Origin of the sequence: Streptomyces sp. NPDC057616 (assembly GCF_042800575.1) — a bacterium.
GTDB lineage: Bacteria > Actinomycetota > Actinomycetes > Streptomycetales > Streptomycetaceae > Streptomyces.
On record NZ_JBHVGU010000049.1, the window covers coordinates 1 to 12,424 of the forward strand.

The following is a 12,424-nucleotide window of genomic DNA, read 5'->3' on the forward strand; positions in this document are numbered from 1 at the left end:
CTTCGTACTCACCCTCTCGGGCTTTCCTCCGGGCGCTTCCCTTCGGTGTTTCCGACTCTATCAGATCCTTTCGGCGTCTGATTCCCAGTCAGAGGAGGTTGTCTTTCCGGCTGTTGGGCCGTTCCGACGTCTCAAACCTTAGCGGATTCCCTCGGCGATTCCCAATCGGGCCGCCGAGTCCCAGGTGGAATTGAATTCGAGCATGCCGAAATCAACCCGGTTGGGAGATCGTGCTGTGGTTTGGTTTGCCGCTGATGCGGCGGGAGCGCTGCCGCAGAACCGTTACGGCCCCGTGGCAACCCGAAGAACTTTACGGATCCAGCGAGAGCCTGTCAAGCGCCTCGCGTCAAGATCTTTTTCTCCGCGCCTCAGTCCAGGTCGGTGAGGCGCCCGCCGGCGTCCGGCTGGGCGTGCTCCACCCTACGCAGGAGGCGGGTGAGGACCTCGCCGAGGGCGGTGCGGTCCGCCGGGGAGAGGTCCTGGAGGAGGTCCTCCTCGAAGACCGTGGCCATGCGCATCGCCTCGAGCCACTTCTCGCGGCCCTCCGCGGTCAGCTCCACGATCACCCGGACCCGGTTGGACTCGTCACGTTCCCTGGTCACCAGTCCCTCGCCGACCATGCGGTCGATCCGGTGGGTCATCGCGGCCGGCGTCAGGCCGAGGCGCTTGGCGAGGTCGCTCGGGCCCAGGCGATAGGGGGCGCCGGAGAGCACGAGCGCCTTGAGGACCTCCCACTCGGCGTTGCTGATGCCGAGGGCGGCGGTCTGGCGGCCGTAGGCGACGTTCATACGGCGGTTCAGCCGGGAGAGTGCCGAGACGATCTTCTCGACCTGGGGGTCGAGGTCCCGAAACTCCCGCTGGTAAGCGGCGATCTGCTCTTCGAGTGTCGGCTCCGTGACGCCGGGGGTCTGGGCCATGGCCGCAGTATGGCACGCGGCTGCTTTGCCTTGAAGTCCTTGATTATGTACTCTTTAGCTTCGAACTTTAGCTTCGAAGTCTTCAGTCCTAACTAGTGAGAGAGGTGAACGTGACCAGGGCGATGGGCGCAGCGATGCGCCGGATCCACGTGGGTAACGCACTCAGCGCGTTCGGGCTCGGTTTCACCGTCCCCTACCTGTACGTCTATGTGGCGCAGGTGAGGGGCCTTGGAGCCATGACGGCGGGGCTCGTCCTCGCCGTCTTCGCCGTGGCCGCGCTGATCGTGCTGCCGTTCGCCGGGCGGGCCATCGTCCGGCGCGGTCCCCGGCCGGTCCTTCTCGCCGCCCTGGTCACGGCTGCCGTAGGGGCGCTGAGTCTGGGGCTGGCGGGGAGCGCGACGGCCGTGCTGCTGGCGTCGGCGGCGCTCGGGGCCGGTCAGGCCGTGATGCAGCCCGCGCTGGCGACGATGATCGTGGACTGCTCCACGGCCGACACGCGCTCGCGTGCCTTCGCGATGCAGTTCTTCCTGCAGAACCTCGGGCTCGGTGTCGGCGGCCTCATCGGCGGCCATCTCGTCGACGCTACGCGCGTCGACTCCTTCACCCTGCTGTTCTCGATCGAGGCGGCGATGTTCCTGCTGCTGGCGGGTGTGATGGCGACCGTGCGGATGCCGCGGGCGCCGCGGATCGAGGGCGCGCCCGCCGCCTCGGCCAAGGGGAGCTGGAAGCAGCTGCTCGGCAACCGGGCCATGGTGCAGCTGTGCGTGCTCGGCTTCGTGCTGTTCTTCGCCTGCTACGGCCAGTTCGAGTCCGGGCTGAGCGCCTACGGTGTCGAGGCCGCCGGGATCTCGACGTCCGCGCTGGGAACGGCGCTGGCCGCCAACACGCTGATGATCGTCGTCGCGCAGTTCGCCGTGCTGAAGTTCGTCGAGCGGCGCCGGCGCTCGCGGGTGATCGCCGCCGTAGGGCTGATCTGGGCCGTGGCGTGGATCGCGGCCGGGTACGCCGGGCTCGGGCACGGCAGCCGCGAGATGGCGACGGCGGCCTTCGTGTCGACGTATGCGCTGTTCGGGCTCGGTGAGGCGATGCTGTCGCCGACCGTCGCGCCGCTGGTCGCCGATCTGGCGCCGAGCGGGATGGCCGGGCAGTACAACTCCGTGTTCGCCCTGGTGAAGCAGCTGGCGCTGGCCGTAGGGCCGGCCGTCGGCGGGCCGATGGGGGCCTCGCTGCACGCGCCGTACGTGGTGACGTTCCTGCTGTTCTCGCTGGGCATCACCTTCCTCGCCGTACGGCTGGGGAGGCGGCTCACCGCGGTGCAGGATCAGCCGTGGCTGGTGCGGAGCCGGGTGGTCGCTCGTGGTGGGGCGGCCGCGGAGCCGGTGGCCTCGGAGGCGTAGTCGCCGCTCACGCGGTGGTGTTCGGCAGGAGGAACTCGCACCAGACCGCCTTCCCTCCCCCGGGCGTGCGCCGTGATCCCCAGGTGGAGGCGATGGTCGCGACGATCGCGATGCCTCTGCCTGACTCGTCGGCCGCCTCCGCGCGGCGCCGGCGGGGGAGGTGGTCGTCCCCGTCGGTCACCTCGATGATCAGGCGGCGGTCGGTGCGGCGCAGGCGCAGGCGCATGGGGGGCGTGCCGTGCTGGAGGGAGTTGGCGACCAGTTCGCTCGCCGCCAGGACTCCCAGGTCGTGCAGCTCGGACGGGAACCGCCAGCTCGTCAGCACCCCGGAGGCGAAGGCACGCGCGCGTGGTGCCGCCTCGACGCCGCCGAGGAGCTCCAGGGCCGCGTTGCGGAACAGGTCGCTGTCGGGGCCGGTGCGGGCCGGGTGCTGGAGGACGAGGACGGCGACGTCGTCGTCGTGGTCCGCGGTGACGCCGGCCGAGCGGACCAGGCGGTCGCAGACGACCTGGGGCGTGCCCGTCGCGCCGGCGAGGGCCCGCTCCAGGGAGGCGATGCCCTCGTCCAGGTCCTCGTCCCGGCGCTCGACCAGGCCGTCGGTGTAGAGCACGGCCGTGGCGCCGGAGCCCAGCGGGACCGAGCCCGAGGCGTGCATCCAGCCGCCCGTGCCGAGCGGCGGGCCGGTGGGCTCGTCGGCGCGCAGGACGGTGCCGCTCTCGTCGCGCACCAGGATCGGCAGGTGCCCGGCTGAGGCGTACACCAGGCGGCCCTCGTTCGGGTCGTGGATGGCGTAGACGCAGGTGGCGATCTGGTTGGCGTCGATCTCGGCGGCGAGGCCGTCGAGCAGCTGAAGGATCTCGTGCGGGGGCAGGTCGAGTCGGGCGTAGGCGCGCACGGCCGTGCGGAGCTGGCCCATGACGGCCGCGGCGCGGACGCCCCGGCCCATCACGTCGCCGATGACCAGGGCCGTGCGGCCGCCGCCGAGGGTGATGACGTCGTACCAGTCGCCGCCGACCGCGGCCTCCGTGCCGCCGGGCTGGTAGGTCGCGGCGATGCGCAGGTCGTCGGGCTGCTCCAGCTCCTGGGGCAGCAGCGAGCGCTGGAGGGTGACCGCGGTCTCGCGCTGGCTGCGCTCGCTGGCGCGCAGGCGCTCGGCGGCCTCGGCGTGGTCGGTGACGTCGGTGGCGAAGACCAGCACTCCACCGTCGTCCCCTTCGGTGACGGGGGTGCAGGTGAAGGTGTAGGAGCGGCCGTCGGGAGCCTTGCGGGACTTGAGCGTGCGGGGTCTGCCGCTGCGCAGGACCTGGTCGAGGAGCGGGAGCAGGCCCAGTTCGTCGAGTTCCGGGAGGGCGTCGCGGACGGGCTCGCCCAGGGGGCGTACGCCGAAGGCCGCCACATAGGCGTCGTTGACGTAGGCGACGCGGTGGTCGGGGCCGTGCACCAGGGCGACGAGGGCGGGGACGCGGTCGAGGACGTCCCGCACGGGCAGGTCGTCGACGGCCGGCACGGGCGCGTGCTCGTCGGTGAACTGCTCGGCGCGGGCCGCGGGGACGGAGCTCGCGGTCTCGGCCTGCCGGTCGGGGGCGGCCGGGTGATCGGTCCGCGCTGCGGCGCGGCGCTGCGTTCCGGGGAGCCGGGCGCTCCAGCGCGTGAAGTTCACGAATCCTTGCCTCGTGTCGTCGTCTTCGGCGTCTTGGGCCGGCTCCGGACCTGGCCGGAGGGCTGGGGGATGACGCCCCCGGGATGCAGCACGGTGGGGAGAGCCTCTTGGGTGCGGAGGACGAGCAGTCGCTCGCCCTGGGGCGGGGATCAGTCTGGCAGTGTGTCGCTCACCGGGGCGACATCCGTGGGACGCCCTCTCGGGCGGCGGAGTTCCTCGGTCCGGTCAGGACGACCCCTTCGGGTCGCCGGAGGGGTCGGTCGGAGGCTGTCCACCGGCCGCGAGTTCGAACTCCGCCCGCGGATGTTCGAGGGATCCGAGGGAGACGATCTCCCGCTTGAAGAGGCCCGACAGCGTCCATTCGGCCAGGACGCGGGCCTTGCGGTTGTAGGTGGGCACCCTGCTGAGGTGGTACACGCGGTGCATGAACCACGCAGGGTAGCCCTTCAGCTTGCGCCCGTAGACGTGGGCGACACCCTTGTGCAGGCCTAGGGAGGCGACCGAGCCGACGTACTTGTGGGCGTACGTCTCCAAGGGCTCGCCGCGCAGCGCGTGCGCGATGTTGTCGCCGAGGACCTTGGCCTGGCGGACCGCGTGCTGGGCGTTGGGGGCCGTCTCGGCGCCGGGTTCCGCCGCGGTGACGTCGGGGACGGCGGCGGCGTCTCCCGCCGCCCACGCGTGCGTGGTGCCGTCGATCGTCAGCTGGGGGGTGCATTTCAGCCTGCCCCGGTCGGTGCGGGCCAGGTCGGTCGCGGCGATGAGCGGATGGGGCTTCACGCCGGCCGTCCACACGACCGTACGGGTGGGGAAGCGGGAGCCGTCGCTGAGGACGGCGACGCGGTCCACGCAGGACTCCAGGCGCGTGTGCAGGCGTACGTCGATGTTGCGGCGGCGCAGTTCGGTGACCGTGTAGCGGCCCATCTCCTCGCCGACCTCGGGCAGCACGCGGTCCGAGGCCTCCACGAGGATCCACTTCATGTCCTCGGGCTGGACGTTGTGGTAGTAGCGGGCCGCGTAGCGCGCCATGTCCTCGAGTTCGGCGAGCGCCTCGACCCCGGCGAATCCGCCGCCGACGAAGACGAAGGTGAGCGCCGCGTCGCGGATCTCGGGATCGCGGGTGGAGGAGGCGATGTCCATCTGCTCGATGACGTGGTTGCGCAGGCCGATGGCCTCCTCGACCGACTTGAAACCGATGGCGTGGTCGGCGAGGCCGGGGATCGGCAGGGTGCGCGAGATCGAGCCGGGCGCCAGGACGAGTTCGTCGTACGTCAGCTGCTCCGCACCCGCGCCCTCCTCCTCGGTGGCGAGGGTGGTGAGCATGGCGGTGCGCTTGGCGTGGTTGATCGACTGCACCTCGCCGACGACGACATGGCACCGGTCCAGGACGCGGCGCAGCGGCACGACGACGTGGCGCGGGGAGATGGCACCGGCCGCGGCTTCGGGAAGGAAGGGCTGATACGTCATGTACGGGTCCGGAGTGACGACGGTGATGTCGGCCTCGCCCCGCCCGAGTTCCTGTTTCAGCCTCCGCTGGAGGCGCAGGGCCGTGTACATCCCGACGTAGCCGCCGCCGACAACGAGAATGCGCGCACGTTCCTTCACCATCCCATGACGCACCGAGCGCTTGAGTTTGTCCACAGCCCCGACAATTTGTGTGACCGCCGGCCCAGGACGCCCAGAGTTGGCCGAATTGCCCGAGTGCCCGAAAGAACCGCAGGTCAGCGAGTGTGTGCCCGGTGACCATGAGGGGCGCAATCGGGACGTATGCGGCCCGTGGTCCGATCGGGGGGCGCTCCGTGCGGAACCTGCCCCTTCTGAATTGACCCCCGCTCAACTATGTTCGTGTGTCGACGGGGTGTAGGGGGATGCGCTCATCGCTCATCGAGTCCGCGAGGGGCGGACCGGTGAACCGGGCATGTTCCCGAACTCCGGCAACCGATGGCGGGGAGAGTCTCCGGGGGGAGACGTCATTACCGGGGGAACACTTATGCATGTTCAGGACTCTCATTGGTCGTCCGCGTCAGCACTGACAGCAGGCGGCATGGTGAGCGCGGCGGCGGGGAACGGACGCGACGGATCGCGGACGACGCCGCTGCGCGTGGACGCACAGCGCAATCTGGAGCACGTCCTGCGCGCGGCGCGGGAGGTCTTCGGCGAACTGGGCTACGGCGCGCCGATGGAGGACGTGGCGCGCCGGGCGAGGGTGGGTGTGGGCACCGTCTACCGGCGGTTCCCGAGCAAGGACGTCCTGGTGCGGCGGATAGCCGAGGAGGAGACCTCCCGGCTGACCGAGCAGGCCCGGGCGGCGCTCGGCCAGGAGGACGAACCGTGGTCGGCGCTCTCGCGCTTCCTGCGCACCTCGGTGGCCTCGGGCGCCGGGCGGCTGCTGCCGCCGCAGGTGCTGCGGGTCTCGGTCACCGACGACGGCGACGGACGCTCCGACGGCACGGTGTTCGACGAGGCCCGGGTCCCGCAGCAGCGGATCCAGCCGGGCTCCGGCGAGCTGCGGCTGGTCTCCGAGGAGGCCTCGAAGGCGGCGGACGACGACGACACGGGCGCCGCGGCGCTGCTGGAGGTCGTGGGCCAGCTCGTGGAGCGGGCGCGCGCGGCCGGTGAACTGCGGCCCGACGTGTCGGTGTCGGACGTGCTGCTGGTCATCGCCACGGCGGCGCCCTCGCTGCCGGACCCGGCGCAGCAGGCTGCCGCCTCGTCGCGGCTGCTGGACATCCTGCTCGAGGGGCTGCGGTCGCGGCCTGCCTGATCCCGCGGGCGTTCGTCAGCCCGATCCGCGGACGGTCATGCGGGGGCGTGGGCGCTGCGCAGCCCGCGCGTCCGGCGTGCGCCGGGAATGATCCGATGCCGGGAATCCGCCGGACATTTCCGGCTTGCGGCCCAACTGCCGCCGGATGCACGTCAATTGAGCCTTCCCCGAATGGGGGACGCCCAGTACTACGGCACGACAAGTCCCCTCGGACGAGTGGATGGTCCGCCTTGCGGGGTCCTGAACAAAAGCCAATATGGCACTCTGACCCGGTGTTCGGGACTGGTGGGTCTAGCGGCGGCAGGGGCGTTCCGCGATGAGCTTCGACGGGCGGGACGAGTCGCCGGCCGACGGCGACGAGGGGGCCGGCGGTCCGCCGCAGGTGCCGAGTCAGGGCGGACGCGCGGGCATGCCGCAGGGCGGCGTCCCCGCCGAGACCGTCATTCCCATGCAGGGCGGCGAGCCCGTCGGACCGGTCGAGTCCGCCGACCCTGCGGAGGGCACCGTCCCGGCGCAGCGCGAGCTGCACGAGGACAGCGTGCTGCCGCCGCCGAGGGACTTCCCGCCGTCCGACGCCGACCTCATCGTGCGGATGCGCTCCGGCGACGACACGGCGTACGAGGAGCTGTACCGCCGCCACGCGGACGCCGTGCGCCGCTACGCCCGCACCTGCTGCCGCGACGCCCACACCGCGGACGACCTGACGGCCGAGGTCTTCGCCCGCATGCTCCAGGCCGTACGCGGCGGCCACGGACCCGAGCACGCCGTACGCGCGTACCTGCTCACCAGCGTCCGCCGGGTGGCCGCGAGCTGGACGAAGTCCGCCAGGCGGGAGCACCTGGTCGACGACTTCGCGGTCTTCGCCGCGCAGGCCGCGCGCTCCTCCGAGGTGTCCGACGACGACACGCTCGACCTCGGCGCCGACGTACGGGCGATGCACGTGGCCGAGCAGTCCATGGCCATGCAGGCCTTCCGGTCGCTGCCCGAGCGCTGGCAGGCCGTGCTGTGGCACACCGAGGTCGAGGACGAGTCGCCGAGCGACGTCGCCACGCTCTTCGGGCTGGACGCCAACGGCACGCGCGTGCTCGCCAGCCGCGCCCGCGAGGGCCTGAAGCAGGCCTATCTCCAGGCCCACGTCAGCGCCTCGCTGGCCGACGACGAGGAGTGCGCCCGCTACGCCGACCGGCTCGGTGCCTACGCCCGCGGCGGACTGCGCACCCGTGCCGAGCGGGGGCTGCGCAAGCACCTGGAGGAGTGCGCCAAGTGCCGCCTGGCCGCGGGGCAGATCAAGGAAGTCGCCAGCGGTATCCCCGGTGTCGTGCCGGTCGCGGTCATCGGCTGGTTCGGCGCCGCCGGGTACGCCAAGGCGGCCGCGCTCATCGCCGGCGGCACCGGAGCCGGTGCGGCGGGCGTGGCGGGTGCGGCAGCGGCGGCGAGCGGCGGTTCGTCCGGAGGGGCGGGCGCGGGCGGCGCGGTGGCCTCCGAGGGGCTGGGCGCGCCCGCGAAGGTCGGCCTCGCCGCGGCCGCCGTGGTCGCCGCGGCGGGCGTGGCCGTGGCCCTCGCACTGTCCGGCGGCGACGCCCCGGCCAGGAAGCAGGACGCCAAGCCGGCCGCCACCGCGCCGTCCGTCCGGCCGCAGCCGCCGAAGCCGGCACCGCCGAAGAAGACACCCACGCCGAAGCCGCCGATCGTGCCGGTGTCCGCCCCCGGGCCCACACCGACGCCGACGCCGGCCCCCACGCCGACGCACACCCCGAAGCCTGCTCCCACCCCCACCCCCACGCCGAAGCCGAAGCCGACCCCGAAGCCCACGCCCACACCGAAGCCGACTCCCCCGCCGCCCCCGGCGGTCTACGAGTGGAACACGCTGGCCTACGACGTCACCGGCGACGGCACGAAGCCGGAGATGCGGCTCGGCGAGAGCAGCTGGGTCTGGCAGCGGTACGGCATGTCGATCGCCGGCCGGCAGTACGCGCGCGGTGTGACCGTGCACGGCGAGTCCTCCGTGACCATCGACCTCAACCGCAGCTGCTCGGCCTACGACGCCATGGTGGGCGTCGACGACATGGCCCTGGGCCTCGGCAAGGTCTCCTTCTCCGTCTACGCCGACGGCGTCCCGCTGTGGCGGTCCGGCCTGGTCCGGGGCGGCGGCCCGGCGGTCCCGGTCCATGTGAACCTCGCCGGGCACCGGACCGTGCGGCTGGTCGTGTCGCCGCAGAGCAGCTTCGACTCCCTGACGCCGGCGGACTGGGCCGAGTCGAAGTTCACCTGCACGTAGCTCACCGGTGGACGCGCACGGCCTCGTCCAGTTCGGCGAGGACCCCGTCCGCGGCCAGCGGCACGCCCCGGGCGAGCTGCGCGTCGTACTCCCCGGCGCCGAGCGCGGCGCGGGCGGCCCTCTCGGCGCGCTCGGCCTCGGCGCGCTCCGGCATGGGACGCGGTGCGCCGTCCCGCCAGGTCGCCGCGGCGGCGAGCAGGCGCACCGCGCGTGGATGCTCCCCGAGCTCGGACAGCAGGACCGCCGCGTGGTCCACGAGGGTCGCCGTGACCACGTCGGCGCACTGCTGGTCCACCGCCTCGCGGATGGTGCGCGCCAGCTGCGGAAGCCCCCGCTCCGGGCCGGTCTCGGCGACCGTCACCAAGGTGTCGACCGCGCTCAGCATCACCGTGAACTGCGGCGGGGGTGTGCCGCGCGCGGTCTCCACCCGTGCCGCGTCGGCCAGCTCCCGCGCGCGGGCGGTGTCCTTCTCGTCCAGCGCGAGCTGGGCGCGCATGAGCAGGAGGAACGCCCTGGTGTCCGGCACCCCGTACTGGTCGGCGGCCGCCGTCGCCTCGTCCAGCCCGCGCTCGGCGGCCGCACGGTCGCCCGCGCGGTAGGCGATCTCGGCGAGCCGGGCCATCAGGAACGGCGTCTCGGCGTACGCCCCCACCTCGTAGGCGAGCCGCAGTGCCTCGTCGTACTCGCCCTTGGCCTCGTCCATCCTGCTGCGGGCCATCGCCGCCTCGCCGGCCGCGCTGCACACCTGGGCCCGCATCCATCGGTCGCCGACACGGCGGCTGAGCACCCTGAGCTCCGCGAGGTCCTCGTCGACGCCCTTCATGCCGCCCTGTGAGTCCACCGCCATGTGCGTGCGGAACATCAGGGCGACGCCGATCGCCCAGTCGTCGCCGTGGGCACGGCAGTTGGCGACCGTCTCGTCCAGGGCGGCCCGGGCGTCCGCCGAGCTCAGCACGAAGGTGGCCAGCGGCCAGGCGATGCCCGGCAGCCGGGCCGCGTCCGGGCCGCCCCGCGCGAAGTGGTCGCGCAGCCGGGTGATGTACGCGCGCATCCGGTCGTCCAGCGCGTCGTGGTCCATCCGCTCGGAGTCCGACCTCAGGAACACGTGCAGCATCCGGAGGTTCATCCGGAGCCGGTGCCGGGGGTGGTGTCTCTCGCCGTCCGGGGCGTCCAGGAAGGCGTCCACCGGGTCGAGCGGGTCGACCCGGTCGAGCGTCACGGACGGAGCGGGGTGCGTGTCCGGAGGTGCGGTACGCGCGTCCAGCGTCGCGCCCAGCCGCAGGGTGCGGTCCAGCCAGTCGATGGCCTCCGGGCGGTAGTTGCGCAGCCAGCAGAACCAGCCCATGTTCAGCGCGAGGGCGCCCGCATCCTCCTCGTCGCCGCAGGCGAGCGCGCGGTGGAAGGCCGCCCGGATGTTGTCGAGCTCGGTCTCCAGGCGGGAGATCCACGGGAGTTGGTCGGCGCAGCGCAGCAGCGGCTCGGCCTTCTCCACCAGCGCGCGCACCCACGCGCTGTGCCGCCGCTCGGCCTCGGCGCGCGGCCCGGGGACCTCGGCGGCGCGCTCCGCGGCGTACTCGTGGATGGTCTCCAGCATGCGGTACCGCATGCCGGCCTGGCCCTCCTCGCCGGCCTGGCCCTCCTCGCCGTACGGGGTGCCGGTGCCGTAAGGGGCCGCCACGATCAGGGACTTGTCGACGAGCGCCCCGACGAGATCGGCCGCCGGGCCGGTGCACACGGCCTCCGCCGCCGCGAGGTCCCAGCCGCCGGCGAAGACGGAGACCTCGCGCAGCACCGTGCGCTCCCGTTCGTCGAGCAGGTCCCAGGACCAGTCGACGACCGCGCGCAGGGTCTGCTGGCGAGGCAGGACCGTACGGCTGCCGGAGGTGAGCAGGCGGAACCGGTCGTCGAGCCGGTCGGCGATCTGCCGCGGCGTGAGCAGCCGCAGCCGGGCCGCAGCCAGCTCGATGGCGAGCGGCAGGCCGTCCAGGCGCCGGCAGATCTCCTGCACCGCCTCCCGGTCGCGCAGCACCGCCTCCGCGTCGGGACGGACGGCCGACGCGCGCTCCTCGAAGAGGCGCAGCGCCTGGTCGGGGACGAGGGGTTCGACCGGGCGCACCGACTCGCCGGGGACGCCCAGGGGTTCACGGCTGGTGGCGAGGATCGTGAGTCCCGGGCAGCGGGTCAGCAGCGTCTCGGCGAGGGTGGCCGCCGCTTCGACGACATGTTCGCAGTTGTCAAGGATCAGGAGCTGGCTGCGCGGGGCGCAGTACTCGACGAGCAGGGCGACCGGGTCGTCCTGGGGGGCCGTCAGCTCGGTGGTCATCAACACGGTCTCGCGCAGGCCGAGCGCGCTGACGACCGCTCCGGGCACGGCTTCCGGCCGGTCGAGCGGAGCCAGCTCGACCAGCCACGCCTGCGGAAGCCCGGCGGCGGCCTCCTCGGCGAGGCGGGTCTTTCCGGAGCCGCCGGGGCCGGTCAGGGTGACGAGTCTCGCCCTGTGCAATTCGGAACGGATGGCGTCGAGTTCAGGTTCCCGGCCCACGAAAGAGGTAAGCCGCGGACGCAGGTTGCCGGCGCGGCCCGGGTCGGAGCCCGGCACGGGAGGGGACTGCCGCGGGCGTTCGCGTCCGGGTGCCCGGGGCGGCGGGGCGAGCAGTTGCGCGTGCAGGGCGCGCAGTTCGGGTCCCGGGTCGGTGCCGAGCCCTTCGGCCAGGGCGCGGCGCGCGCTCTCGTACGCGGCGAGGGCGTCCGCCGTGCGGCCCGTGTCGCGCAGGGCGCGGATGAGCAGGGCGTGCAGCGGCTCGTCGTACGGGTGCGCCGTGGTCAGTTCCTGCAGGGGCGGTACGGCGGCGTGGGCGCGGCCGAGGCGCAGGTCCGCGTCGACGCGGGCGCGGACCGCCTCCAGGTGCAGGGCCTCCGGGCGGGTCGCGGCGGTGCGGTCCGGGAGGTCCGCGAGGGCGGGGCCGCGGTACAGGGCGAGGGCCTCGGCCAGGGCGTGGACGGCGGTCTGCGGATCGTCCCGGTCCAGGGCCGCCGTACCCCGGCGTACGAGTCGCTCGAAGACGAACAGGTCCACGTCGTCCTCGGCGGCCTCCAGGCGGTAGCCGCCGGGTGCCGAGGTGATCGTGTCCTTGCCCAGGGCGCGGCGGAGGCGGGCGATCAGCGCCTGTAGGGCGGCGGGGGCGTCGTGGGGCGGCGTGTCCGACCAGACCTCGTCGATGAGGGTGTCGGGGGTGGTGACCCGGCCGGGGCGCAGGGCCAGCGCGGTGAGGAGGGTGCGGAGGCGGGGGCCGGGGACGGCTAGAGGGGTGCCGTGATCGTCCTCGGCCTGGGTGACGCCCAGGATTCTGTACCGCACCGGGTCATTGTCGCCGGGGGTCCTGTGTGCGGCACGGGGTTTTGGTACGGCGC

At 73.0% G+C, this 12,424-nt stretch carries 7 protein-coding genes; 3 read left to right on the plus strand and 4 right to left on the minus strand.

Annotated elements, in window-relative coordinates:
- Positions 1 to 368 precede the first annotated feature (368 nt).
- Entirely contained in the window at positions 369 to 917 is a 549-nt protein-coding gene (locus ACFU97_RS40075) for a MarR family winged helix-turn-helix transcriptional regulator (protein WP_384266606.1), read from the minus strand.
- A gap of 122 nt (positions 918 to 1,039) precedes the next feature.
- On the opposite strand from ACFU97_RS40075, the gene ACFU97_RS40080 reads away from it, so the two are divergent.
- Entirely contained in the window at positions 1,040 to 2,314 is a 1,275-nt protein-coding gene (locus tag ACFU97_RS40080; RefSeq protein WP_384266710.1) for an MFS transporter, read from the plus strand.
- A gap of 7 nt (positions 2,315 to 2,321) precedes the next feature.
- Here ACFU97_RS40080 and ACFU97_RS40085 read toward each other — a convergent pair whose 3' ends face one another.
- A complete protein-coding gene (locus ACFU97_RS40085; protein WP_384266608.1) occupies positions 2,322 to 3,974 on the minus strand; it encodes a SpoIIE family protein phosphatase in 1,653 nt (550 codons plus the stop codon).
- A gap of 225 nt (positions 3,975 to 4,199) precedes the next feature.
- Complete coding sequence (locus ACFU97_RS40090; RefSeq protein WP_384266610.1) at positions 4,200 to 5,579, minus strand: NAD(P)/FAD-dependent oxidoreductase; 1,380 nt, start codon at positions 5,577 to 5,579, stop codon at positions 4,200 to 4,202.
- A 382-nt stretch (positions 5,580 to 5,961) separates the two neighbouring features.
- Between ACFU97_RS40090 and ACFU97_RS40095 the strand changes: the two genes are divergently transcribed.
- Positions 5,962 to 6,735, plus strand: coding sequence for a TetR/AcrR family transcriptional regulator (locus ACFU97_RS40095; protein ID WP_384266612.1), 774 nt, complete (start codon positions 5,962 to 5,964; stop codon positions 6,733 to 6,735).
- A 316-nt stretch (positions 6,736 to 7,051) separates the two neighbouring features.
- Positions 7,052 to 9,013, plus strand: coding sequence for a sigma-70 family RNA polymerase sigma factor (locus ACFU97_RS40100; RefSeq protein ID WP_384266613.1), 1,962 nt, complete (start codon positions 7,052 to 7,054; stop codon positions 9,011 to 9,013).
- A gap of 1 nt (position 9,014) precedes the next feature.
- Here ACFU97_RS40100 and ACFU97_RS40105 read toward each other — a convergent pair whose 3' ends face one another.
- Positions 9,015 to 12,371: a BTAD domain-containing putative transcriptional regulator gene (locus ACFU97_RS40105; RefSeq protein WP_384266615.1), complete on the minus strand. Its 3,357-nt coding sequence runs from the start codon at positions 12,369 to 12,371 to the stop codon at positions 9,015 to 9,017.
- Positions 12,372 to 12,424: the final 53 nt, after the last annotated feature.

Coding starts and splice junctions, on each gene's coding strand:
- ACFU97_RS40075 (WP_384266606.1), bottom strand. CDS start 917: ATGGCCCAGACCCCCGGCGTCACGGAGCCGACACTCGAAGAGCAGATC.
- ACFU97_RS40080 (WP_384266710.1), top strand. CDS start 1,040: ATGGGCGCAGCGATGCGCCGGATCCACGTGGGTAACGCACTCAGCGCG.
- ACFU97_RS40090 (WP_384266610.1), bottom strand. CDS start 5,579: ATGGTGAAGGAACGTGCGCGCATTCTCGTTGTCGGCGGCGGCTACGTC.
- ACFU97_RS40095 (WP_384266612.1), top strand. CDS start 5,962: ATGCATGTTCAGGACTCTCATTGGTCGTCCGCGTCAGCACTGACAGCA.
- ACFU97_RS40100 (WP_384266613.1), top strand. CDS start 7,052: ATGAGCTTCGACGGGCGGGACGAGTCGCCGGCCGACGGCGACGAGGGG.